Origin of the sequence: Microbacterium sp. zg-Y1090 (genome assembly GCF_030246945.1) — a bacterium.
Classification (GTDB): Bacteria; Actinomycetota; Actinomycetes; order Actinomycetales; family Microbacteriaceae; genus Microbacterium; species Microbacterium wangruii.
In genome coordinates, this window is record NZ_CP126742.1 from 1,455,349 (window position 1) to 1,477,229 (window position 21,881).

Consider the following 21,881-nt stretch of genomic DNA (forward strand, 5'->3'; position numbering starts at 1 on the left):
AAAGGCGCGCATGAGCTTCCTCGAAGCGATCCTCCTGGGCCTGGTCCAGGGGCTCACCGAATTCCTCCCGGTCTCCTCCAGCGCGCACCTGCGCATCCTGGGGGAGTTCCTCCCCAGCGCCGAGGACCCCGGCACAGCCTTCACCGCGATCACGCAGATCGGCACCGAGGCGGCCGTGGTGGTGTTCTTCTGGAAGGACATCGTCCGCATCATCACGCAGTGGTGCCGGTCGCTCGTGGGCAAGGCGCCGCGGACCGACCCCGACGCGCGCATGGGCTGGCTGATCATCATCGGCAGCATCCCGATCGTCGTGCTGGGGCTGCTGTTCCAGGACCAGATCGAGACGGTGTTCCGTTCGATGTGGGTCGTCGCGATCATGCTGATCGCCTTCGGTCTGCTGCTGGGCGTCGCCGACGCGGTCGGCGCCAAGCGTCGTGAACTGAACGACCTCACGGTCCCGCACGGCGTGGCGTTCGGGTTCGCGCAGGCGCTTGCCCTCGTCCCCGGTGTCTCGCGCTCGGGCGGCACGATCACCATGGGGCTCTTCCTCGGCTACAAACGGGCGGATGCCGCGCGCTACGCGTTCCTGCTGGCGATCCCGGCCGTCTTCGGCAGCGGCTTCTACCAGCTGTTCAAAAGCTGGGACGAGCAGGGGCCGTTCACGCTGCCGGAGACCCTCGTGGCCACCATCGTGGCGTTCGTGGTCGCCCTCGCGGTCATCGCCTTCTTCATGAAGTGGATCTCCAAGCGCAGCTTCCTGCCCTTCGTGATCTACCGCGTGGCGCTGGGGACCGCGCTGATCGTGCTGCTGTCGATGGGCGTCATCCAGGCCTGAGCCCGGCCGGGCCGCGCCGTCAGCGGCGGGGCGGCTCGTCGCGCCCGGGCTTGGACGGCCCCTGGCCGTCGCCCCGGCGCCGCAGGTACTTCTCGAACTCCTGCGCGATCGCATCGCCGGAGGCCTCGGGCGAGTCCCACGTGTCGCGGGTGCGCTCGAGCTGGCGGATGTACTCCGTCATCTCCTCGTCGTCCGCGGCGGCGGCGTCGATCGACGCCTCCCACGCGGCAGCCTCCGTCGCCAGGGTGCCGCGCGGCACGCGGGCACCGGTGAGGTCCTCGAGCTTGTCGAGCAGCGCCAGGGTGGCCTTGGGTGACGGGGTGTGCCCGGCGACGTAGTGCGGCACGCTCGCCCAGAGCGATGCCGAGGGGATGCCGGCGGCGTCGGCGATCTGGTCGAGCACGCTCAGGATGCCGACCGGACCCTCGTAGGTCGAGCGCTCCAGCTCCAGCGCCGTGCGCAGCTCCTCGTTGTGGCTGCCCGCGAACACCGAGATGGGCCGGGTGTGCGGCACGTCGGACATCATCGAGCCGAGCGACACCATGCCGGTGAGATCCTCCCGCAGCGCCACGTCGATGATCTCGTTCGCGAACGCCTGCCACGCCCGCGCCGGCTCCACGCCCGTGAGCAGCCAGAGCTGCGTGCCGCGGGAGCGGCGGGTCGGGCGCCACAGCGTCGTGTCCGGCCAGGTGAGCACGCGCCGTCCCTCGGCGTCGAGCGCGACCTGGGGGCGGGTGTACTGATAGTCGAAGTACAGCTCGGGGTCGACGGAGAACACCGGCTCGTACGATCCCTCCGCGCGCAGCAGCGCCAGAGCAGCCGTCGCGGCTTCGCCGGCATCGTTCCAGCCATCGAACGCGGCCACGAGCACACGTCGTCCCAGTCCCTCCACCGGACTCCCTTCGTCCGTCCCAGGATAGGCCGGGCGCCGACCCCGCGGGCGGTCGCCGCGCGCCGCCTCGGTAGCATGGACAGGTGACAGACCCCGCCGCACCCGTCCCGCTGCGCGCCGTCCTGTGGGACATGGACGGCACGCTCGTCGACACCGAACCGTACTGGATGGCCGCGGAGACCCCGCTCGTCGAGAGCTACGGGGGCACGTGGACGCATGAGCAGGCACTGGGCCTGGTCGGCCTGGGACTCCACGATTCCGCCCGCATCCTGCAGGAAGCGGGTGTGCGCATGCAGGAAGACGCCATCATCGACCACCTCACCGACCGGGTGATGGGGCAGCTGCGAGAGCTCGGCAACCCGTTCCGCCCGGGTGCCCGCGAGCTGCTCGCGCAGCTGCGCGACGCCGGCATCCGCACGGGCCTGGTGACGATGTCGCTGCGGCGCATGGCCGAGACCGTCGTCGAGCAGATCCCGTTCGAGGCCTTCGACGTCATCGTCGCCGGTGACGACGCCGTGCGCCCGAAGCCCTTCCCCGAACCCTACCTGCAGGCCTGCGAGGCGCTGGGCATCACCCCGGCGGAGGTCGTCGCCATCGAGGATTCCCCCAACGGGCTGCGCTCGGCGCTCGCCTCCGGGGCGGCCACCATCGGCGTGCCGATGATGGTCTCGCTCACCGGCGTCGGCGCCCACGCGCTGTGGCCGAGCCTCGAAGGACGCGGCGCCGCCGATGTCGTGGCGTTCCATGCCGACCACCGCGCCAAGGAGTCCTCGCGATGACCGTCGATCTCACCCGTCCCTCCGGCCCGTTCCGCTACGGCGACCGGGTGCAGCTGACCGGTCCCAAGGGCCGTCTGCACACGATCACCCTGCGCGAGCGGGGGGAGCTGCACACCCACCACGGGGTGCTGCGCCACGAAGGGCTGGTCGGGCTTCCCGACGGCTCGGTCGTGACCAACTCCGGTGGCCACGAGTACCTGGCGCTGCGGCCCCTGCTGCGCGACTTCGTCATGTCGATGCCGCGCGGTGCGGCGATCGTCTATCCGAAGGATGCTGCGCAGATCCTGGCGCAGGCCGACATCTTCCCCGGTGCGACCGTGGTCGAGGCGGGCGTCGGCTCGGGCGCCCTCTCGCTGTGGCTGCTGCGTGCCCTCGGCCCCGCCGGGCGCCTCGTGTCGTTCGAGCGGCGCGAGGAGTTCGCCGAGGTCGCCCGGGCCAACGTCGAGACGTTCCTGGGCGCGCTGCCCGAGAACTGGGACGTCGTGGTCGGGGATCTGGTCGAATCGCTCGCGGCCGCCGCTGAAGCGGCATCCGTCGATCGGGTCGTGCTCGACATGCTCGCTCCCTGGGAGTGCATCGACGCGGTCGCCGAAGCGCTCACCCCCGGTGGCGTCGTGCTCTGCTATGTCGCCACCGCCACGCAGCTGAGCCGTGTGGCCGAGTACATCCGCGGAACCGGGCTGTTCACCGACCCCGAGGCCAGCGAGACGATGGTGCGCGGCTGGCACGTCGAAGGACTCGCGGTGCGTCCGGACCACCGCATGGTCGCGCACACCGGCTTCCTGCTCACCGCGCGACGCCTCGCACCGGGCGCGATGCCTCCCGACGTCCGCAAGCGCGCGCTGAAGAAGCCCAGCTACGGCGACGAGGACGTGGAGCTGTGGACCCCCGGTGCGGTCGGAGACCGCCAGATCACCGACAAGAACCTGCGCAAACGGGTGCGAGAGGCGCAGCGGGCGGCAGACGGTGCCCGGCTCGCCGCCGGTGCGGCTGAGCCCGACCCCGCCACCGATTAGGCTGTACCGGTGCGCAGGATCCCCGCAATCGCAGCCGTCATCGGCCTGTCCGCTTTCGCCCTCGTCGGATGCTCGTCCGCCGCGCCCGCTGCCTCGTGCACGCGCGACGCCGGTGACGCGCAGGCGCTCGACCTGATCACCGTCTCGGGAGACACCGTCGCGACCAGCGCGCCGGTGCACGTCGACGAGACCGTCTACCGCGATATCGAGGTCGGCGACGGGCCCGTGGTGGTCGACGACGCGCAGGAGGTCGTGCTCGACGTCACGATCCTCAACGGCACGACGGGGGAGACGATCCTCAGCAGCGGCACCCAGCCGGCGCCGGTGTCGCAGTGGGCGGAGTTCTACGACGGCATGGCGCAGATGCTCGAGTGCGCGAGCGAAGGCTCGGTCATCGTGGGCGCGGTCGCTCCCGGTGACCTGGCGACCGAGGCCGCGGCGAGCCTGGGGCTCGGCGCCGATGACTCCGCCATCTTCCTCATCGACGTGCAGAAGGTGTACCTGTCGAAGGCCGACGGCTCCGACCAGTTCAACGATCGCCGCGGCATGCCCAGCGTGGTCCGCGCTCCCGACGGCACCCCCGGTGTCATCGTGCCCCAGGACGACGCGCCCGACGAGCTCGTCGTCGAGGTGCTGAAGAAGGGCGAGGGTCCCGAGGTCACCGGCGACACGCCCGTGCGCGTGCACTACACCGGTGTGCTGTGGGATGAGAAGGAGGTGTTCGACTCCAGCTGGGAGGCGGGCGCCCCCGTCTCGCTGTCGCTCAACCAGGTCGTGCCCGGCTTCGCCGCGGCTCTGGAGGGCCAGACGGTCGGATCGCAGATCCTCGCGGTCATCCCGCCCGACCTGGCTTACGGCGATGCCGGCCAGGGAGCCGTGCCGCCCGGGTCCACGTTGGTCTTCGTGATCGACATCCTCGGCCTCGACGACCCCGCGGAGTAGGTTCGCCGTGGCCGCCCCGTCCAGCCGCAGCGCACCGGAGGAGCGCCTCGTCAACCTGCTCGTCGCACTCATGGCGACGGAGCAGGGCCTGACGAAGGACACCATCCTCTCCTCCGTCGCCGGTTACCGGGAGCAGGCAGAATCCGGGGCGTCGAAGGACGCCCTCGAGAAGATGTTCGAGCGCGACAAGGAGAGCCTGCGCGGCCTCGGTGTGCCGATCGAGACCATCGGCGACCACGCCGACCCCGACGACCTGCGCGAAGCCCGCTACCGCGTGCCCAACGACGACTACGCGCTTCCGGAGGACATCTCGTTCAGCCCGGGGGAGCTGGCCGTGCTGGCGCTGGCGGGCGAGGTCTGGAGCGAGAGCTCGCTGTCGGCCGAGGCGCGCAGCGGACTGCGCAAGATCCGTGCACTGGGCAACGACGTCGACGAGCCGATCCTGGGGTTCTCGCCGCGACTGAATGTGCGCACCCCGGCGTTCGCCCCGTTGCAGAAGGCGATCGAGCAGGCACGGGTCGCGTCCTTCCCGTACCTGAAGCCGGGGGAGGACCGCCCGCGCACCCGCCGCATCCGCCCGCTGGCGCTCGTGGACTTCGAAGGCCGCTGGCACGTCTACGGAATCGATGTCGCGCAGGATGCCGCGCGCACGTTCCTGCTCTCGCGCATCGTCGGCGACGTCGCGGTGACCCGCGAGTCGTTCGACCCGGTGCTGCGCGACCACGCCGGTGAGCGCGCCGTCGCCGGCCTCGAGGAGGTCGCCGCCCAGCAGCACGCGCTGCTGGAGGTGAACCCCGGCACCGAGGCCTCGCTGCGGCTGCGCCGCCGCGCCGAGGAGGCCGACCAGGGGATCCTCGTGCCCTACGTCGACGTGCACGTCTTCGCCGATGAGCTGGCGTCGTACGGGCCCGAGGTGCGCGTGGTCGAGCCGGCGCAGCTGCGCGACGAGGTGATCCGCCGTCTGGAGGCGACCCTCGCGCTCCACGCCGACCCCGGCGGCGCAGACGAGGGGGACGTGCGATGAGTGCCCGACCGCTGCACGCCACCGAGCGCGCGGCTCTGATCCTCCAGCTCGTGCCGTACCTCCTGGGCAAGGGCGAGGTGTCGGTGGTCGAAGCCGCCGACGAGTTCGAGGTGACGCCCGACCAGATGCGCGACATGGTGCAGAAGCTCACCGTGATCGGCCGGCCGGGAGAGGGCGGCTTCTGGCAGCTGCCCAACGACCTGTTCGACATCGACTGGGACCTGCTCGACGAACGCGACCTCATCTCGATCACCCACTCCGTCGGCCTCGAGCGCGCACCGCGGCTGACCGCCCGCGAGGCCGCCGCCCTGCTGGCCGGTCTGCAGCTTGCGGCCGCTTTTCCCGGGGTCGGCGATGGCGGCGTGGTTCAGAGCCTGCTCGCCAAGCTGGCACGTGGTGCGGCCAGCGCCCCCGCCGATCTCATCGTGGCGCCCGGCCCGGTCGACGATGTGCGCGTCACGGTGTCCGAGGCCCTCCGCCGCGGCGTGGCGGTCTCGTTCACCTATCAGGCGCCGGATGCCCCCGCCACCACGCGTACCGTCGATCCGGCCAAGGTGCACGTGGCCGACGGCCAGTGGTACCTGCAGGGGTGGTGCCACATGCGTCAGGCGATGCGCACCTTCCACCTCGAACGCGTCAGCGACCTCGCACTCACCGATCTCCCGGTCACGCACGGCGGCGAGCCGGTGCCCGAGCTGTTCGAGCCCGGCGCGGACGACGTCACCGCCCGCCTGCGCTATCCCCGCCAGGTGGCTCCGCTGCTGGGCGACTACCTCACGCGGGCCGAGCGCACCGTCGACGGTGACATCGAAACCGCGGCCATGCCCATCGCCGACGAGCAGAGCCTCAAGCGCGTCGCTGCGCGTCTCGGCGGCGACGTCGAGGTGCTCGCCCCGGCCGGGGCGAGGCGCGCCACGGCCGCGTGGGCGGCGGCGGGCCTGGCCCAATACCGAGAGGCGCCGTCTACACTGGAGTGATCCCGGTCGTCGGAAGGACACTCATGGGTATTCATGGTTGGCAGTGGCTGCTCGTTCTCGCAGTCATCCTGCTTCTGTTCGGCGCCGCCAAGCTTCCCGCCCTCGCCAAGAGCATGGGCCAGTCCGCGCGCGTGTTCAAGAGCGAGATGAAGGCGATGAAGGAAGAGGACACCTCTTCCACTCCGGCGGACGGCGCGGCCTCCCCGACTTCCGCAGCTCCGTCCACGGTCGCGCCAGAGGTGCACCGTGACGCGAACGGCAGTTCTTCCACTCCACGCTGAGCCGGAGCGTGACTAGGACCGCCCCCACCCGCGCGCGCGGCGACGACGAGCCCCGCCGCGAGAGGCGGATGTCGCTCGGTCAGCACCTCATCGAGCTGCGCAAGCGGGCGATGATCAGTGCCGCAGCCGTCGTGATCGCGATGGTGGCGGCGTTCTTCATCACCGAACCCGTGATCCAGCTGATCACGGCACCCATCCGCATGGTCGCGGAATCGCGCGGCGAGCAGGCCGCGGTCGAGGTCATGTACACCAGTGTCACCGGCCCGTTCGACCTGCGCATGCGCATGGCCTTCGCGATCGGCTTCCTGCTGTCGGCCCCGATCTGGATCTGGCAGCTGTGGGCGTTCGTCATGCCCGGGCTCACGCGTCGCGAGATCCGCTACACCATCGGGTTCGTCGCCGCCGCGGTGCCGCTGTTCTTCGCCGGCTGCGCGACGGGACTGGCCGTCATGCCGAACATCGTCAAGCTCATGGCCGAGTTCCTCACCACGGGCGCCGCGGCGATGTACGACGCGAACTACTACTACGACTTCGTCTTCAAGCTGATGCTCTTCGTGGGCGTCGCCTTCGTGCTGCCGGTGTTCCTCGTGGCCCTCAACATCGCCGGGGTGCTCTCCGGCAGGGCGATCATCACCGGCTGGCGGTTCGCCGTGCTGATCTCGGTGATCTTCGCCTCCATCGCCACCCCGCCCTCCGACGTCGCCACGACCTTCCTCCTCGCCGGCATCCTCATGATGCTGTACCTCGCGTCGGCAGGCCTCTCGCTCATCCTCGACCGCCGTCGGGCCAAGCGCGCCCAGACCCTCCTTCCCCCCGGACCCGTGCTGTGAGCGGCGTCAGCCCCGCGGAGCGGTTCGCGGCCGCCTCGGAAGCCCGCCGGCATCCGCTCACGAAGGAGTTCGCCGAGCAGCAGCGCTTCACGCTCGACCCGTTCCAGATCGCCGGATGCCAGGCGCTCGAAGACGGCCGCAGCGTTCTGGTTGCGGCGCCGACAGGCGCCGGCAAGACCATCGTCGGCGAGTTCGCGGTGCACCTGGCGATGCGGGAGCCCGGCGACAAGGCCTTCTACACCACGCCGATGAAGGCCCTGTCGAACCAGAAGTTCAGGGAGCTGCAGGAGGTGTACGGCGAGGACGAGGTGGGGCTGCTCACCGGTGACACCAACATCAACGGCAACGCGCGCGTGGTGGTGATGACCACCGAGGTGCTGCGCAACATGCTGTACGCCGACTCGCCGGCTCTGCGGGGGCTGCGCTTCGTCGTCATGGACGAGGTGCACTACCTGGCCGACCGTTTCCGGGGCGCCGTGTGGGAAGAGGTCATCATCCACCTGCCGCCCAGCGTGCGGCTGGTGTCGCTGTCGGCGACGGTGTCCAACGCGGAGGAGTTCGGCGACTGGCTCGACACCGTGCGCGGTGACACGGAGGTGATCGTGTCCGAGACCCGGCCGGTGCCGCTCGAGCAGCACGTGCTGGTGCGAGGGGACCTGCTGCCGCTCTTCGACGACCGCGCCGGCATCGCCACCGCGCAGGTCAACCAGGAGCTCATGCGCATCCGCTCCGTCAAGGGCCGCACGTTCGAGGAGAACCGCCGCGCGCAGGGCCACAACAGCGCGCGTGACGCCGGCTATGAGCCCACCCACCGACGGCCGCAGCGGGGCGGCAGGCGACCGGTGCGGCCGGGCAACGTGCAACGCGTCGAGCGGCTCGACCGCCCGGGTGTGGTGCAGCTGCTGCAGCGCGCGAACCTGCTGCCTGCCATCTTCTTCATCTTCAGCCGCGCCGGCTGCGATGGCGCCGTGCAGCAGGTGCGGCGCTCGGGGCTGCGGCTCACCGACGGCGAAGAGCGTGCCGAGATCCGACGGCTGGTCGACGAGCGCACCGCGACCCTCAACGAGGAGGACCTCGACGCCCTCGGCTACTGGGAGTGGCGCGACAACCTCGAGCGCGGCATCGCGGCGCACCACGCCGGTCTCCTGCCGGCGTTCAAGGAGGTCGTCGAGGAGCTGTTCCGTCGCAAACTCGTGAAGGTCGTCTTCGCCACCGAGACCCTGGCCCTCGGCATCAACATGCCGGCCCGCACCGTGGTGCTGGAGAAGCTGGAGAAGTTCAACGGTGAGGCCCGCGTGGCGATCACGTCGGGGGAGTACACCCAGATCACCGGACGGGCGGGGCGTCGCGGCATCGACGTCGAGGGTCATGCGGTGATCCAGTGGACCGAGTCGCTCGACCCGCAGGCGGTCGCCGCGCTCGCCTCGCGGCGCACGTACCCGCTGAACTCCAGTTTCCGCCCCACCTACAACATGGCCGTGAACCTCATCGACAGGTTCGGGCGTCCCGAGGCGCGCGAGATCCTCGAGTCCTCCTTCGCCCAGTTCCAGGCCGATCGGTCCGTGGTGGGTCTGGCACGGCAGGTGCGCGAGGCGGAGGAATCCCTCGCGGGCTACCAGGCAGCCATGACGTGCGACCGCGGCGACTTCGCCGAGTACTCGGCCATCCGCCGCGAGCTCAGCGACCTCGAGAAGCTCAACCGCGCCGATCGCACGGCGCCCGCCCGCATCCGCAAGCAGCGTCAGCAGGAGATGGAGTCCCTGCGCCGCCGCATTCTGCGCCACCCCTGCCACGACTGCCCCGACCGTGAGCACCACGCGCGGTGGGCGGAGCGGTACTGGAAGCTCAAGCGCCGTGCCGACAAGCTGCGCAACCAGATCCAGACCCGTACCGGCACGGTGGCACGCGTGTTCGACCGCGTGGTGGACGTCCTGTCGGCGCTGGACTACGTCGCGGTCGATGAAGAGGGCAGGACCACGCTGACGGCGGCGGGCCGCACGATGCGGCGCATCTACGGCGAGCGCGACCTGCTCGTCGCGGAAGCGCTGCGCCGTGGCATCTGGGAGAACCTCGACGCGCCGTCGCTGGCCGCCCTCGCCTGTTCGCTCGTGTACGAGCCGCGCCGCGACTCCGAAGGCCCCGGGGAGTACGGTCTGCCGCGCGGCCCGTTCCGCACCGCACTGACCGAGACGCAGCTGCTGTGGTCGCGCCTGGACGATCTCGAGCGCGAGCACCACCTGCCGGGCACCGAGCCGGTCGCCACGGGTCTCGCGCAGGCGATGTACACGTGGGCGCGCGGCGGCATGCTCGACCGGGTGCTCACCGAGGCCGACCTCGCTGCCGGCGACTTCGTGCGGTGGGCCAAGCAGACGATCGATCTTCTCGACCAGCTTTCCCTCGTCGCCGACGCCCCCGTCGCATCCACGGCGCGCAAGGCCCTCGACGCCGTGCGGCGCGGCATCGTCGCCTACAGCGGCGCATGAGCGAGCGGATGCCACAGGGGTCGGCGCAGGAGGCTTCGGCGCAGGAGGCTTCGGCGCAGGAGGCTTCGGCGCAGGAGGCTTCGGCGCCGCAGGCTTCCGGATCGCGAGCGGGCATCCCGCCCCGCCCGGTGCTGCCGCTGTGGGGCGCCCTCGTGGCCGCGCTGGTCGGCGGACCGGTGCTGGACCTCGCCTTCCCGGACGTCGGCTGGTGGCCTCTGGCCTTCGCGGGCGTGGCGATCGCGCTGGTGTCGCTCATCGGCAGGACGGCGTGGGGCGCGCTTCTGGTCGGCCTCGTGTTCGGGGCATCCTTCTACTTCACCCACATCGTCTGGATCACCCGGTACCTGGGACCGCTGCCGTGGTTCGGCCTGGCCGGGCTCGAGACGCTGTTCTGGGCGCTGGGGTCGATCCCCATCGCCCTGTCCTATCGCTGGATGCCGCAGGTTCTCCCGGGTGTCTGGGGACGACTGCTGGCCTTGCCTGCGCTGATCGCGGGGCTCTGGACGGCGCGGGAGCTGTTCATGGGCTCCTGGCCGTACACGGGCTTCCCGTGGGCGCGCCTCGGGATGAGTCAATCCGAGAGCCCGCTGGCGAGCATCGCGTCGTGGACGGGCGTGGCGGGGCTCACGTTCCTGATGGTGTTCGCCACGGCGGCGGCGATCGAATGGGTGCGTCTGGGCCGCTACCGCGACGGGCGCACCGCACTGCCCACGGTGGTCGCGGCCGCCGTGCTGCTGCTCGTGCCCGCATTCCCGACCACCCCGGCCGGAACGATGCGGGTCGGCGCCGTGCAGGGGAACGGGCCCGCCGGCTACTTCGACCGCCGCGAAGCATATGACGTCTTCCAGTCGCAGCTGGATGCCACGCAGCCGCTGCTGGACGAGGATCTCGACGTGCTGCTGTGGCCCGAGGGAGGGATCGACGCCGATCCGCTGCAGAACCGTTCGGTGGCCGTGATCCTCGACCGCCTCGCCGACCGGATCGACGCACCCCTGCTGGTCAACGGCGCCACCGAGCGGGACGGCCTCGTCTACAACACCTCGATCCTCTGGCAGCCCGAGGGCGAGAACCCGGCGGCGCTGCACGACAAGCGCAACCCGGTGCCGATGGGCGAGTATGTGCCGGATCGCTGGTTCTTCGAGGCGATCGTCCCCGATCTGATCGGTCTCATCCAGCGGGAGTACACCCCCGGCACGAACCCGCCGGTGTTCGACGTCGACGGCGTGGGCGTGGGCCTGGCCATCTGCTTCGACGTCATCTACGACGACGTCATCTGGGAGGGCGCGCGGGACGGTGCGGAGGTCTACATGCTGCAGACCAACAACGCCGACTTCCGCGACACCGACGAGAACGTGCAGCAGCTCGCCTTCGCCCGGATGCGGGCGATCGAAACCGGCCGCTCGGTCGTCAACCTCTCCACGGTGGGCACGAGCCAGGTGATCGCACCCGACGGTTCCATGATCGACGCGCTGCCTGCCGGCGAAGCGGGTGCGATGGTCACCGAGGTGCCGCTGCGGACGGGCCTCACTCCGGCGGTGGTGATCGGTGCCGCGGTGAAGCTGGTCCTCGGCTGGGGAAGCGTGCTGGCGTTCATGCTGCTGGGCGGGGCGCACCTCGCACGGCGTTGTCGTGCGGACCGCGAAACAACGACGCCGGCCCCCGCAGGGACCGGCGTCGCAGAATCAGTCTGAGTCGTCAGGCGCTCTTCTTGGCCGTTGCATCGTGGCCGTTGCCGCGGCGTTCGCGGATGAAGGCCAGCCGCTCCTCGAGCAGTTCCTCGAGCTCGGGGATCGTGCGACGCTCCAGGAGCATGTCCCAGTGCGTACGCGGCACCTTGTCGCCGCTGTGGTCGACCTCCACGGTCTTGTCGCCGACCCGCAGCACGGCCTCGGCGCCGCAGTAGCGGCACTCCCAGGTCTCAGGGGCCTCGGCGTCGACCGCAAAGGGAAGGGTGGTCTCACGGCCGCACGTGTTGCACACGTAGGTGTGAGTGGTCCGCTCATGAAAAACGACGCCGTCCTCGCTCTGTAGGCTGGACGCGCCGAGCCGGATGCCGCGCAAACTGCGGTCTGCCATTGTGTGGTCCTCTCGTCGCCTGTTCAGGTATAACGCTGCGACCTGTGCGCATACTCCGAACCACGGCGGAGCGATGGGCATTCACAGCCGATCCCCAGGCCTCGACGTCGAGGCCACGAAGCGGTGGTCGTCGACCCTTCAGCGGCGCCGCGGGGCGGTGACGCGCAGGGCGAGATCCGCCCGGTCGGTCACGATGCCGTCGACGCCCATGTCGAGCAGGCGCGTCATGTCGTCGGGGTTGTTCACGGTCCACACGTGCACTTCCGTGCCCGCGCGATGGGCGGCGTCGATCAGGCGGGGCGAGACGATCCGCACCCCGCGGTGGCGCTCCGGGACCTGCAGGGCGTCCACACCCTCGAGCGCCCGGCGCACCGCCCACGGCGACCGCGCGGCCACGGCCGCCACCACGCGACGCATCGTCGCTGTGCCTGCAGAGGTGGCAGGGCGCGTGCCGTGCGCGAAGCGATCAGCGGCTTCCAGCGCGGCGCGTCGACGGGTGTCGGAGAAGCTTGTGAGCAGCACGCGGTCGGCGTGGGATGCCACGATCCGCCCCACCGGCAACGCGGCGGCATCCGCTTTCACGTCGAGGTTGAACCGCACGTCGGGGAAGGTCTCGAGCGCCTGACGCAGCGTGATCAGCCCGCCGCGCGACGTCATGAGTCTGTCGAGCTCCCGGTGGGTGACCGCGGCGACCGCGCGGGGATCCCCGGTCACACGGCTGAGGTCCTCGTCGTGGAACAGCACCACCTCGCCGTCGGCGGTGAGGTGACAGTCCGACTCGACGTACGCCGCGCCGGCGGCATGGGCTGCGGCCACGGCGGCGAAGCTGTTCTCGGCGATGTCTTCGGCGTCAGGCGGCACGAACCCGCGGTGGGCGAGCACCCGCGGCGCGCGGGGTGCGAACCAGGGGTGGGTCACGGCGCAGTGGGACGGGTGGCGCGCGTGCGGAGCGTCTCAGCCGCAGCGGCGGCGTCCTTCGCCTGCGCGCCGAACGCGCCGCTCACGCCCTTGAGCGCCTCGGTGAATTCGCTCGGGATGATCCACATCTTGTTGGAGGTGCCGTCGGCGATCTTCGGCAGCGTCTGCAGGTACTGGTAGGCCAGCAGCTTCTCGTCGGGGTTGCCGTTGTGGATCGCCTGGAACACCGTCTCGATCGCCTCCGCCTCGCCCTGTGCGCGCAGCACGGCGGCCTGCTTGTCGCCTTCGGCGCGCAGGATCTCGCCCTGGCGGCGTCCCTCGGCTTCGAGGATCTGCGCCTGCTTGGAGCCCTCGGCGGTGAGGATCGTCGCGCGACGCTCGCGCTCGGCGCGCATCTGCTTCTCCATGGAGTCCTGGATGGACACGGGCGGGTCGATGGCCTTCAGCTCCACGCGGGAGACGCGCAGCCCCCACTTGCCCGTCGCCTCATCGAGCACGACGCGCAGCTGGCCGTTGATGTTGTCGCGGCTGGTGAGCGCCTGTTCGAGGTTGAGACCGCCGACGACGTTGCGCAGGGTGGTGGTCGTCAGCTGCTCGACGGCGCTGAGGTAGTTGGCGATCTCGTACGTGGCGGCGCGGGCGTCGGTGACCTGGAAGTAGACGACGGTGTCGATGGAGACGACGAGGTTGTCCTCGGTGATCACCGGCTGCGGCGGGAATGAGACCACCTGCTCCCGCATGTCCACCAACGGCCGCACGCGGTCGATGAAGGGGACGAGCAGGTTGAGGCCCGGGCTGAGCGTGCGCTGGTAGCGGCCCAGCCGCTCCACGACGCCGGTGTAGGCCTGCGGGATGATGCGGATCGACCGGAAGATGACCACGATCACGAAGATCGCGAGCACCACCAGCAGGACGATCACGAAGATCTGACCGATGAACGCGCCGGCATCAACCATCGTCCGACGTCCTTTCTCGTGTGGGAGCGGGGGCGACTTCTACGAGCGAACCGCGCACGGCGACCACCTGCACGCGGTCGCCGACCGCGACGTCGGGCGTTTCCGGGAGCAGCCGGGCCGTCCAGGTCTCCCCGTTGTCGAGCCGGACCGAGCCGCGATCGTCGACGAACGGCGCGACCACGCGGGCGCTCATGCCGTAAAGCGCATCGACGTTGGTGCGGGCGGGCTCCTGCCCGCGGTGCAGCGTGCGCAGCAGCAGCGGGCGGATCGTGAAGAGGAGGAGCCCGGCCACCGCGGCGGCGACGACGATCTGCAGCCACCACGGTCCGCCGAAGAGATACACGCCCAATCCGCCGATGGTCGCGCCGGCGGCGAGCATGAGGAACGTGAACTCGAGGGTGAGCAGCTCGATGATGACGAAGAGGAGGGCGAGCACCAGCCAGGCGATCCAGATGTACTGGGTCAGATCGGGCAGCATGGCGGTTCCTCCGTCGGTCCTTCAGGGAACACTAACACCGGGGGAGTGCCCCGGCGCTTGATAGGCTCGCCTTCCCGGCGACGCCCGTTCCGGGACCCCGAGAAGGAGTGCCCGCACCCATGTCCCAGACCCTGCCTTCCGGCTCGCTCAGCGGCAAGACGGCCCTCGTCACCGGCTCGTCCCGCGGCATCGGCGCCGACACCGTGCGCTACCTCGCCGAAGCCGGCGCGAACGTCGTCATCAACTTCCGCAACAAGGCCCCCCGGGCCGAGAAGCTCGCCGCCCAGCTGCGCGAGCTCGGCGTGGAGGTGCTGGTCGTCGGTGCGGACCTCACCGACCGCGACGCCGTCGCGGCGATGTTCGCGGAGGTCGAGCGCGTCTTCGGCGGACTCGACATCCTCGTGCTCAATGCCTCGGGAGGCATGGAATCGGGAATGGCCGAGGATTACGCGCTCACGCTCAACCGCGACGCCCAGGTCGGCGTTCTGGAGGCCGCGCTGCCGCTGCTGCACGCCGGTTCCCGGGTCGTCTTCGTGACCAGCCACCAGGCCCACTTCATCCGCACCACCCCGACCATGCCGGAATACGAGGTCGTGGCGCTGTCCAAGCGCGCCGGCGAGGATGCCCTGCGCGAGCGTATCGGCGAGCTCGAGGCGAAGGGCATCGAGTTCGTCGTGGTGTCCGGCGACATGATCGAAGGCACGATCACCGCAACGCTCCTCGAGCGGGCGAACCCGGGCGCCATCGCGTCGCGGCGGGAGTCGGCCGGCAAGCTCTACAACGTGTCGGAGTTCGCCGCTGAGGTGGCCCGCGCCGCCGTCGACGCGGTGCCCGCCGATCACACCCGCCTGGTGGGCGACACCAGCTCGTTCGCGGGGGAGTGACCCCGTGCGGGCGCAGGACATCGACACGCTCGTCTCGGTGGGCCGGCCCGCTCTCGCGCCGGACGGTGGGTTCGCCGTCTTCGCGACCTCGCGTTCGGATCTCGATGCCAATCGCGACGTCGCACAGCTGTGGCGCACCGACTTCGCCGGCTGATGCCGATGTGACGAGGGGCCCCGGAGACGATCCGGGACCCCTCGTGGCGGCTACTTGCCGAAGGTGAAAGCGCGGACGATCTGCACGATGCCCAGCACGACGGCCGAGATCCCCAGGAGCAGCCACAGCGTGGCCGCGCCCCAGAGCGGGGCGAACAGCAGCACGATGCCGGCGATGATCGACAGGATCGCGTAGGCGATGGTCCAGCCCCGCGAGGGCGACAGGTCCAGCAGTGAGAGGGAGACGATGCCCTCGACGATCCACATCACGCCCACGAGCACTCCGACGAACACGCCGAACCAGGCGGTGGCGGCGGGCAGGTTGATGAAGGCGACGATGCCGGCGACGATGAACAGCACACCGAGCACCATGTGACCGACGCGGGCCCATCCGCCCTTCTGAGCGCTGAAGATGCCGAGGCCGGCGTAGACGAGTCCGGCTGCGATCGCGTAGATCGCGACGATCGCCACCACGACCATCGCCGTGCGACCCGGCCACACCAGGATCAGGATGCCGACAAGGAGAGCCAGCACTCCGCTGATGCCGAGCGCTGTGCGGATGCCGTTGAGCACCGGCCGGTCGATGGGTGAGGAGAGGGTCATGGTGCGTCCTTTCTGAGAAGTTTCTGTGAGGACGCGGTCATTCTAGACCCGTGACCGGCCATTCTTCACGGGAGGCGCGCGGGGGAGCGGTCACCCGAGAACAGCCATGACGACCAGCAGCACCGGGACGCACCCCACCGTGGTGAGCAGGATGGTGTCGCGGGAGACCGCCTCGGCGACGCCGTAGTGCTGGGAGTACGTGAAGATGTTCTGCGCCGTGGGAAGTGCCGCCAGCACCGTCACGACGAGCAGATCGCCGGGGGAGAGGTGGAAGAGGAACGCCCCCACCGCCCACGCGATCATCGGCATGGCGACGAGCTTCAGCATGGTGGCCGAGGCGACCTCGGCACGCCGCAGTGGGTCATCGAGCACGCGCTGGCCGTGCAGTGACATGCCGTAGCCGATGAGCAGCACGGGCACGCACGCGTTGGCGATCAGCTGGAGGGGGTCGAGCACGATCGTCGGCAGCGGCAGTCCGGTGAGCGAGACGACGGCTCCGAGGACCGATCCGACGACGATCGGGTTGGTCGCTGTGCGCTTGAAGATGCGGCGGATGGAGCGCTGGCCCGAGGTCGCGGCATCCAGGATCGCCAGGGAGATCGGGGTGAAGACGATGAGCTGCAGCAGGATAACGGGAGCGGGGAAGGCGGCGCTGCCGAGCAGATACAGCGACAGCGGGATGCCCATGTTGTTGGAGTTGACCTGGCCCGCCGACAGGCCTGAGATCGTCGCCTCGGCCGTCGACCGCCGCCAGACGAACCGCGCCAAGAGCCACTGCACCCCGATCACGACGACCGCCGCGATGGCGGACACCGGCAGCAGCGCCGAGAACAGCGTCTGCACGTCGGCCTGCGAGAGCACCACGAACAGCAGGAATGGGGAGAGCACGAAGAACGTGAGCCGGTTGAGCACGTGCCGACCGTGCGGGCCGAGCAGGTCGATGCGGCCGATGATGTAGCCGACGAGGATCGCCACTCCGATGACGACGAATCCGGTGGCGACATCCAGCACCCTCTGAGCCTAGGGGTCCGGGCGATCATGGCGGGCCTTGCGCGCCTGGTAGCGTGCAGTCACGCAGCGATGGAGGAGCGGTCATGCCGAAGAAGACCTCTGGCGACTCGAGCTGGTGGGGCCGGTTCGTCGCACTCTTTCTCGGCGTGCCACCGATCGCGGTGCAGGCCGCCGATCAGGATGACGCTGCCGACGACGAACCGGAACTCTTCGCCCGGCGTTCGCGGAGTGCGAAGGACTGACCGCGTCCAGCGCGGGCGTCGGCGCGTCAGGCCGACGCGGCAGGGATCGTCTTGCGCATCACCGTCTTGCTCTTGCCGATGTGGCGCTCGAAGGTGAAGCCGGCCTTCTCGAACATCGCGCGCGTTCCATTGTGAAGAAACGATGACGACGTGCGCTTGCCCGGCGGAAGCTCGTTGGGGAAGGAGACGACCTCGCCGCCGCCCGCCTGGGCGATCAGGCCCAGCGCGCCGTCGAGCGCCTCGCGCGCGACGCCTCCGCGGCGATGGTCGCGGTCGACGAAGAAGCACGTGATGCGCCACGGGGCGGGGCGCGTCTCGCCGGCGTCGTACTGCTTGCGGTGGTAGATGCCCGGCAGCTCGTCCGGGCTGCCGTACTGACACCACGCGATCGCGTCGTCGCCGTCGAACACCAGCGCCGCGTGTGCGACGCCTTCTTCGATCAGCCGGCGTTTGAACGTGGGGCCGTCGTAGTCGTTCTTGACCGTCGCGTCGGTGTCGCCGTGGAAGTACGAGCACCAGCAGCCGCCCCAGACGCCGTTGTGTTTCTCGGCCAGCGCCAGCCACGCCGGGTAGGTCTCGAGGGTGAGCGGCTTGATCTCGTGCGTCGTCGCCATGGCCAGCCTCCTCGCGTGGATGGGAACATCGTGCGGCGGACGGCGTGCGCGGACAAGAGAGACATCCACGCCGCCGACACACGGCACGCCAGGCGCTGGTACCTTCGCGCCCTCCGCCCACCAGCAGAGCTCTGAAGGGCGCTCACGGATCGCTTCTGAGGTGTCACGAGGCATGCAGCGGGTGAATCACGAGTGGCTCGTCTGCCTAGACTCGAGCACGTGACCACCGGCTCAACCCGAACGAGACGACCCGACGTCGCCGGTCCGCGTGCCCGCGACATGTCCAAGCCGCTTCCTTCCTCGCTGAGCTGGACAGTCCTCTGCGTTTTCGCGACCGCGTTCACGGTTGCGTATTTTGCGGCCGACCTCCCGCTGTGGATCCCTGCGCTCTACCTCGTGATGAGCGCCTGGAGCTTCGCCGCCTACGGAGTCGATAAGTCGGCGGCGAAGGCAGGCCGTCGGCGCGTTTCGGAGCAGGCACTTCTCACGGTCGGTCTCGTCGGCGGCTGGCCGGGATCTCTGATTGCGCAGCAGGTCTTCCGGCACAAGACGCGCAAGCGTTCCTTCAGGCGTGTGTTCTGGTTCACGGTACTGATCAACGTCGCCGTACTCGCCGGCCTCGTCTACGTCGCGGTGACGGAACCCGGGACGCTTGACCTGCCGTTCCTCACGTCCGTCGCAGCGATCTGACGGATGCCGACGAGCGAAGCCCAGCGGGAGATGCCGCTCCTTCCGTAGATCACGCGGGCACCGATAATGCACATTATGTCAATTCAAGCGTGCAGGACCGCAGTGGCTCCCCTTCCGCCTCTGCCCCGCCGAGTGATGACCCCCGAGCGAATCCGAAAGCTGACAGCTGCGCTGTGCGGAAGCTTGGCTCCGCCTCTCACGCGAGTGTGGGGATCCAGGCGGCAGCAACGAACCCCGCAGCACCCACCAGCAGCATAAGAACGATCCCTGCGCCGACGAACCACAACCGCCGGTGAGGCGACAGCACGGTCGCGACGATCGCGGCGAGATACGCGAGTGCGATCACGACAGTCCACACCGTGGCAGCGACCAGCCGATCATGGGTGAAGCAGTTTCGTGGGCCGGGCAAGACCAGAGAACACACCTCCGGCCCCACCGGCACGGCGATCCACCAGATCATACCGACCGCGACAAGCGCGAGCGGCGTCATGATCAGCACTCCCGCCGTCGTGGCTACCATCGGCTGGGCCGAGGAATGCCGCTGGTCGAAACGCGTCATCCGGTGGCCGCTTCCCTATCGCTCGACGGATCGACGTTGATGGAGGAATCTGCGTCGGGATGCAGCGGGCTGGCGCTCCTCTCCCCCGGCGGCTGACTCTTCCGGCGATCGCTGCGATGGGCCAGCCAGCTCCCCGCAGTGATCAAGACGAAGAACCCCAGCATTGCGAACAGACCGGGGGCGATCTCAACGCCCTGTGCGAGGAGAACCACCCCCCACACGCCGACCCCCAACTGCCCGAGGAGCACGACCAGCGAGAACGTCTCCCAACCCGACCTCGACGACGTGCTCATGGCCAGACTCTGGACCACCTGAAACTTGCTCGTCAAGGCAGCGGCGCGCGTCCGCCGCAGCGGGCGACAAGAGAGCAGCGAGGACACTCCCCCAAACGCTGGGCGGGTCGTCAGTCGAGGCGGTGTTCGCTACGGTGACACCATGCCTCGTCGCCGTGCATCCGTTGCGTTCTTGACCCCCTGGGTTGCCGCACGACGGCGCGGGCTTTCACTGTGCGCCGCTCTCATCGTGCACCGACGAGATCATGAGGCGACGGTATGAGCGCCGCGGGTCGTGACGAGGATCGCTCCTCCTCACGCGCCGCGGACAGCTCGGCCGACACCGTCCCGCGCAGGATCGGCCGGTGGATGCTGGGCGCCTTCCTCCTGTTCACCGGCGTAGGCCATCTCACCTTCGCTCGCGCGGCGTTCGTCGCGCAGGTGCCCGCGTGGCTGCCCCTCCCGGTCGACCTCGTGGTGCTCGCATCCGGTGCCGTCGAGATCGCGCTCGGTCTCGCACTGCTGCTGTGGGCGGGGCAGCGTGTGCTGATCGGATGGCTCACCGCGGCGTTCTTCGTTGCGATCTTCCCGGGCAACATCGAACAGTTTGTCAGCGGTACGGATGCCTTCGGGCTGGACACCGATCTCTCCCGTGGCATCCGTCTGCTGTTCCAACCGCTGCTCGTCATCTGGGCGCTCTGGTCGACCGGCGCCTGGCGGGGGTGGCGCGACCGCGTCATCGCCTCCCGTGCTGATCGAGCCGGCCCGGACGCGGACGAGCGCTGAGACGCCGCGGGCGCTAGAGCGCTTCGAGCTGTCGGCGGGCGTCGTGCAGAGCAGACGCGTATTCGTCATGACTGCGCACCTTCCTGTACTGCGCGCTGCCGACGGACGGGTGGTCGTCAGGCGCTGTGGGCATCGCGGTCTCTGTGCGCCCAAGCGCCTCGACGGCGTCGAGCGTCGAGGTCACCGCTCCCCTGGTCTGCGCGTCGGCGGCGAGCGCACTGCTGGACCTTCGATAGCTGAGGACGGCGACGATCAGCGCGCCGACGCCGGTCAGTGCGCCCACGAGGGAGCCGATGCTCGAGATCCAATCCGTCACCGATGCCATGGCGCCACGATAGCGACCGCTCGTCCGCCGCGGTGCCGTCGTTCTATCGTTCGCGTGGAGGGGGCTGCAGCCACCCGGTGGTGCCGACGCCGCGTCGCGCGCGGTCTTCGCGGTCGTTCACCGTCCAGACGTAGGCGAGGAGTGCGATGACGAGCGCGGGTGCGGTGGCCCCCACCCCGAAGATCACGACGGCCTCGCCCGGCGATGACGACGCCTGTGCGGAACCCAGTCCCAGCCCGAGGAGCATGAGCGTCGTGGCGAAGAGGAGCCGGTTGCGGTGCTGATCCGTCATCGTCGATCCTTCCTCGCACGGGCTGTGAGTGGCGGGCTGCCATGTCACCGCCCCCCAACGTAGGTTGCCTTGATCGGCGATGCCACCCCTGGCATCGCGCACGCCCGGCGCGCTGCCGACGCGCACCCGGCTCAGCGGGCCTCTTCGATGAACGCACCGAGTACAGCGATCCACTCGTCGAATGCGTCGAGGTGCGCATCATGGGATCCCGAGGCGAGGTCGACCCTTGTCGCGTACCGGCCGCGTCCGACGAACTGCTGCTTCTGCGCTTCGGTGAACATCCCGTGAGCCGCGTAGACGGCGAGAGTGGGAGCGGCGACCCGCTGCCACTCCTCCCAGTGCGGTACGGCCACCGTCTCGAGGATCGCAGTCATCACGTCCGGGTCGAATCGCGGGTGCAGTCCGTCGGCACGGACATCCATGTCGGCGATCCATGCCCGGGTCAACGCGCTGTCGCCCAGAGCGGTCAACGCGGCATCGGGTGATGCGTAAGGTGTCGCCCACGATCGGAAGAACGCCCCGAGGGATGCCGCCTCGGCGTCATCACCACTCCCCTGGTTCCCTTCGAGAAGAACCAGCCTGCGTACGAGATCGGGACGAGTCGCGGCGACGAGCATCGCGGTGTGCGCGCCCATCGACTGCCCGACGAGGTCCACCGGGCCGGTGGCCTCGGCATCGATCACCTGGATCACGTCGTCCACGAAGGCGCGGCGTGAGGTGTCGACGGGAATCGTGGTGCTGCCGCCGTGCCCTCGCTGGTCGATCAGGATCACCCTGCGCCCCGCCAGTGCCAGTGCGTGTGCCGTCGGTAGGAACTCGCGGCCGCTTCCGGCCAGGCCGTGCAGGATGACCACCGTCGGGCTGTCACCACCGATCACGCAGTAGGCGATGACCGTTCCGTCGGCGACCCGCAGTTCCCTCTGACACTCCCGCACCAGGCGACCCTACTGTGCGCGCCTGCCG

General features: G+C 69.7%; 28 protein-coding genes. 15 read left to right on the top strand and 13 right to left on the bottom strand.

Translation table 11 applies throughout. The features are described from left to right. Positions 1–10: 10 nt before the first annotated feature. Positions 11–835 (top strand): undecaprenyl-diphosphate phosphatase, encoded by an 825-nt coding sequence (locus QNO26_RS06860; protein ID WP_257638346.1) that lies wholly within the window; start codon positions 11–13, stop codon positions 833–835. Positions 836–854: 19 nt separating this feature from the next. On the opposite strand, the gene QNO26_RS06865 is transcribed toward QNO26_RS06860, so the two are convergent. Then, entirely contained in the window at positions 855–1,727 is an 873-nt protein-coding gene (locus QNO26_RS06865; protein ID WP_257531116.1) for a PAC2 family protein, read from the bottom strand. 83 nt (positions 1,728–1,810) lie between these two features. Here QNO26_RS06865 and QNO26_RS06870 point away from each other — a divergent pair, with 83 nt between their 5' ends. The 9 genes from QNO26_RS06870 (at position 1,811) to lnt (ending at position 11,750) form a co-directional block, all read left to right on the top strand. After that, positions 1,811–2,506 carry an HAD family hydrolase gene (locus QNO26_RS06870; RefSeq protein WP_257638347.1) on the top strand — a complete coding sequence of 232 codons (696 nt, stop codon included), beginning with the start codon at positions 1,811–1,813 and terminating at the stop codon, positions 2,504–2,506. After that, on the top strand, positions 2,503–3,522 hold the full coding sequence (locus tag QNO26_RS06875; protein ID WP_257638348.1) for a tRNA (adenine-N1)-methyltransferase: 1,020 nt from the start codon (positions 2,503–2,505) through the stop codon (positions 3,520–3,522). The genes QNO26_RS06870 and QNO26_RS06875 overlap by 4 nt, the downstream gene beginning before the upstream one ends. 9 nt (positions 3,523–3,531) lie before the next feature. Then, positions 3,532–4,464, top strand: a complete 933-nt coding sequence (locus tag QNO26_RS06880; protein WP_257531112.1) for an FKBP-type peptidyl-prolyl cis-trans isomerase — start codon at positions 3,532–3,534, stop codon at positions 4,462–4,464. 7 nt (positions 4,465–4,471) lie between these two features. Beyond that, entirely contained in the window at positions 4,472–5,488 is a 1,017-nt protein-coding gene (locus tag QNO26_RS06885; RefSeq protein WP_257531110.1) for a helix-turn-helix transcriptional regulator, read from the top strand. Then, entirely contained in the window at positions 5,485–6,465 is a 981-nt protein-coding gene (locus QNO26_RS06890) for a helix-turn-helix transcriptional regulator (RefSeq protein ID WP_257531108.1), read from the top strand. Before QNO26_RS06885 ends, QNO26_RS06890 begins: the two co-directional genes overlap by 4 nt. A 23-nt stretch (positions 6,466–6,488) precedes the next feature. After that, positions 6,489–6,746, top strand: coding sequence for a Sec-independent protein translocase subunit TatA (gene tatA / locus QNO26_RS06895; protein ID WP_257531735.1), 258 nt, complete (start codon positions 6,489–6,491; stop codon positions 6,744–6,746). 8 nt (positions 6,747–6,754) lie between these two features. Further along, complete coding sequence (tatC, locus tag QNO26_RS06900) at positions 6,755–7,576, top strand: twin-arginine translocase subunit TatC (RefSeq protein ID WP_308208982.1); 822 nt, start codon at positions 6,755–6,757, stop codon at positions 7,574–7,576. Beyond that, a complete protein-coding gene (locus QNO26_RS06905; protein ID WP_257531106.1) occupies positions 7,573–10,059 on the top strand; it encodes a DEAD/DEAH box helicase in 2,487 nt (828 codons plus the stop codon). Before tatC ends, QNO26_RS06905 begins: the two co-directional genes overlap by 4 nt. Positions 10,060–10,172: 113 nt before the next feature. Next, entirely contained in the window at positions 10,173–11,750 is a 1,578-nt protein-coding gene (gene lnt, locus QNO26_RS06910) for an apolipoprotein N-acyltransferase (RefSeq protein ID WP_257638372.1), read from the top strand. A gap of 4 nt (positions 11,751–11,754) precedes the next feature. Here the strand turns inward: lnt and QNO26_RS06915 are convergent, their stop codons facing one another. The 4 genes from QNO26_RS06915 to QNO26_RS06930 all read right to left on the bottom strand — a co-directional run bounded on the left by QNO26_RS06915 (position 11,755) and on the right by QNO26_RS06930 (position 14,487). Beyond that, on the bottom strand, positions 11,755–12,135 hold the full coding sequence (locus tag QNO26_RS06915) for an RNA polymerase-binding protein RbpA (protein ID WP_257531102.1): 381 nt from the start codon (positions 12,133–12,135) through the stop codon (positions 11,755–11,757). A 138-nt stretch (positions 12,136–12,273) separates the two neighbouring features. After that, entirely contained in the window at positions 12,274–13,053 is a 780-nt protein-coding gene (locus tag QNO26_RS06920) for a glycerophosphodiester phosphodiesterase family protein (protein ID WP_257531101.1), read from the bottom strand. Continuing rightward, a complete protein-coding gene (locus tag QNO26_RS06925) occupies positions 13,050–14,009 on the bottom strand; it encodes an SPFH domain-containing protein (protein WP_257531099.1) in 960 nt (319 codons plus the stop codon). The genes QNO26_RS06920 and QNO26_RS06925 overlap by 4 nt, the downstream gene beginning before the upstream one ends. Beyond that, on the bottom strand, positions 14,002–14,487 hold the full coding sequence (locus QNO26_RS06930; RefSeq protein ID WP_257531097.1) for an NfeD family protein: 486 nt from the start codon (positions 14,485–14,487) through the stop codon (positions 14,002–14,004). Before QNO26_RS06930 ends, QNO26_RS06925 begins: the two co-directional genes overlap by 8 nt. Before the next feature lie 119 nt (positions 14,488–14,606). Between QNO26_RS06930 and QNO26_RS06935 the strand changes: the two genes are divergently transcribed. Next, positions 14,607–15,371 (top strand): SDR family oxidoreductase, encoded by a 765-nt coding sequence (locus tag QNO26_RS06935; RefSeq protein ID WP_257531095.1) that lies wholly within the window; start codon positions 14,607–14,609, stop codon positions 15,369–15,371. Positions 15,372–15,375: 4 nt separating this feature from the next. Beyond that, positions 15,376–15,525 (top strand): hypothetical protein, encoded by a 150-nt coding sequence (locus QNO26_RS06940; protein WP_257638349.1) that lies wholly within the window; start codon positions 15,376–15,378, stop codon positions 15,523–15,525. A gap of 50 nt (positions 15,526–15,575) precedes the next feature. On the opposite strand, the gene QNO26_RS06945 is transcribed toward QNO26_RS06940, so the two are convergent. Both QNO26_RS06945 and QNO26_RS06950 read right to left on the bottom strand, forming a co-directional pair. Then, positions 15,576–16,127 carry an HdeD family acid-resistance protein gene (locus QNO26_RS06945; RefSeq protein ID WP_257638350.1) on the bottom strand — a complete coding sequence of 184 codons (552 nt, stop codon included), beginning with the start codon at positions 16,125–16,127 and terminating at the stop codon, positions 15,576–15,578. Between the two features lie 90 nt (positions 16,128–16,217). Then, positions 16,218–17,138: an AEC family transporter gene (locus QNO26_RS06950; protein WP_257531089.1), complete on the bottom strand. Its 921-nt coding sequence runs from the start codon at positions 17,136–17,138 to the stop codon at positions 16,218–16,220. A gap of 83 nt (positions 17,139–17,221) precedes the next feature. On the opposite strand from QNO26_RS06950, the gene QNO26_RS06955 reads away from it, so the two are divergent. Beyond that, entirely contained in the window at positions 17,222–17,380 is a 159-nt protein-coding gene (locus QNO26_RS06955; RefSeq protein WP_257531086.1) for a hypothetical protein, read from the top strand. A 26-nt stretch (positions 17,381–17,406) separates the two neighbouring features. Here the strand turns inward: QNO26_RS06955 and QNO26_RS06960 are convergent, their stop codons facing one another. Continuing rightward, the gene (locus tag QNO26_RS06960) at positions 17,407–17,994 is read right to left on the bottom strand and encodes a GNAT family N-acetyltransferase (RefSeq protein ID WP_257531085.1); all 588 of its coding nucleotides are present in this window, start codon (positions 17,992–17,994) and stop codon (positions 17,407–17,409) included. A gap of 219 nt (positions 17,995–18,213) precedes the next feature. On the opposite strand from QNO26_RS06960, the gene QNO26_RS06965 reads away from it, so the two are divergent. Then, a complete protein-coding gene (locus QNO26_RS06965; RefSeq protein WP_257531083.1) occupies positions 18,214–18,684 on the top strand; it encodes a DUF1294 domain-containing protein in 471 nt (156 codons plus the stop codon). Positions 18,685–18,880: 196 nt separating this feature from the next. Here QNO26_RS06965 and QNO26_RS06970 read toward each other — a convergent pair whose 3' ends face one another. Further along, the gene (locus tag QNO26_RS06970; RefSeq protein WP_257531081.1) at positions 18,881–19,243 is read right to left on the bottom strand and encodes a hypothetical protein; all 363 of its coding nucleotides are present in this window, start codon (positions 19,241–19,243) and stop codon (positions 18,881–18,883) included. Beyond that, complete coding sequence (locus QNO26_RS06975; protein WP_257638351.1) at positions 19,240–19,536, bottom strand: hypothetical protein; 297 nt, start codon at positions 19,534–19,536, stop codon at positions 19,240–19,242. The genes QNO26_RS06970 and QNO26_RS06975 overlap by 4 nt, the downstream gene beginning before the upstream one ends. A gap of 258 nt (positions 19,537–19,794) precedes the next feature. Here QNO26_RS06975 and QNO26_RS06980 point away from each other — a divergent pair, with 258 nt between their 5' ends. After that, the gene (locus QNO26_RS06980) at positions 19,795–20,301 is read left to right on the top strand and encodes a DoxX family protein (protein WP_374679367.1); all 507 of its coding nucleotides are present in this window, start codon (positions 19,795–19,797) and stop codon (positions 20,299–20,301) included. A 13-nt stretch (positions 20,302–20,314) separates the two neighbouring features. Here the strand turns inward: QNO26_RS06980 and QNO26_RS06985 are convergent, their stop codons facing one another. The 3 genes from QNO26_RS06985 to QNO26_RS06995 all read right to left on the bottom strand — a co-directional run bounded on the left by QNO26_RS06985 (position 20,315) and on the right by QNO26_RS06995 (position 21,853). Next, positions 20,315–20,626: a hypothetical protein gene (locus QNO26_RS06985; RefSeq protein ID WP_257531077.1), complete on the bottom strand. Its 312-nt coding sequence runs from the start codon at positions 20,624–20,626 to the stop codon at positions 20,315–20,317. A 43-nt stretch (positions 20,627–20,669) separates the two neighbouring features. Further along, entirely contained in the window at positions 20,670–20,918 is a 249-nt protein-coding gene (locus QNO26_RS06990; protein WP_257531075.1) for a hypothetical protein, read from the bottom strand. Positions 20,919–21,049: 131 nt separating this feature from the next. After that, the gene (locus QNO26_RS06995; RefSeq protein ID WP_257531073.1) at positions 21,050–21,853 is read right to left on the bottom strand and encodes an alpha/beta fold hydrolase; all 804 of its coding nucleotides are present in this window, start codon (positions 21,851–21,853) and stop codon (positions 21,050–21,052) included. Between the last annotated feature and the right edge of the window lie 28 nt (positions 21,854–21,881).

Bases quoted from the DNA above. Each gene is read 5' to 3' on its own strand.
- QNO26_RS06875 (WP_257638348.1), top strand. From the start codon at position 2,503: ATGACCGTCGATCTCACCCGTCCCTCCGGCCCGTTCCGCTACGGCGAC.
- QNO26_RS06925 (WP_257531099.1), bottom strand. From the start codon at position 14,009: ATGGTTGATGCCGGCGCGTTCATCGGTCAGATCTTCGTGATCGTCCTG.
- QNO26_RS06915 (WP_257531102.1), bottom strand. From the start codon at position 12,135: ATGGCAGACCGCAGTTTGCGCGGCATCCGGCTCGGCGCGTCCAGCCTA.
- QNO26_RS06990 (WP_257531075.1), bottom strand. From the start codon at position 20,918: ATGACGGATCAGCACCGCAACCGGCTCCTCTTCGCCACGACGCTCATG.
- QNO26_RS06945 (WP_257638350.1), bottom strand. From the start codon at position 16,127: ATGACCCTCTCCTCACCCATCGACCGGCCGGTGCTCAACGGCATCCGC.
- QNO26_RS06980 (WP_374679367.1), top strand. From the start codon at position 19,795: ATGAGCGCCGCGGGTCGTGACGAGGATCGCTCCTCCTCACGCGCCGCG.
- QNO26_RS06985 (WP_257531077.1), bottom strand. From the start codon at position 20,626: ATGGCATCGGTGACGGATTGGATCTCGAGCATCGGCTCCCTCGTGGGC.
- QNO26_RS06890 (WP_257531108.1), top strand. From the start codon at position 5,485: ATGAGTGCCCGACCGCTGCACGCCACCGAGCGCGCGGCTCTGATCCTC.
- QNO26_RS06930 (WP_257531097.1), bottom strand. From the start codon at position 14,487: ATGCTGCCCGATCTGACCCAGTACATCTGGATCGCCTGGCTGGTGCTC.
- QNO26_RS06860 (WP_257638346.1), top strand. From the start codon at position 11: ATGAGCTTCCTCGAAGCGATCCTCCTGGGCCTGGTCCAGGGGCTCACC.
- QNO26_RS06935 (WP_257531095.1), top strand. From the start codon at position 14,607: ATGTCCCAGACCCTGCCTTCCGGCTCGCTCAGCGGCAAGACGGCCCTC.
- QNO26_RS06955 (WP_257531086.1), top strand. From the start codon at position 17,222: ATGCCGAAGAAGACCTCTGGCGACTCGAGCTGGTGGGGCCGGTTCGTC.
- QNO26_RS06960 (WP_257531085.1), bottom strand. From the start codon at position 17,994: ATGGCGACGACGCACGAGATCAAGCCGCTCACCCTCGAGACCTACCCG.
- tatA (WP_257531735.1), top strand. From the start codon at position 6,489: ATGGGTATTCATGGTTGGCAGTGGCTGCTCGTTCTCGCAGTCATCCTG.
- QNO26_RS06970 (WP_257531081.1), bottom strand. From the start codon at position 19,243: ATGACGCGTTTCGACCAGCGGCATTCCTCGGCCCAGCCGATGGTAGCC.
- QNO26_RS06975 (WP_257638351.1), bottom strand. From the start codon at position 19,536: ATGAGCACGTCGTCGAGGTCGGGTTGGGAGACGTTCTCGCTGGTCGTG.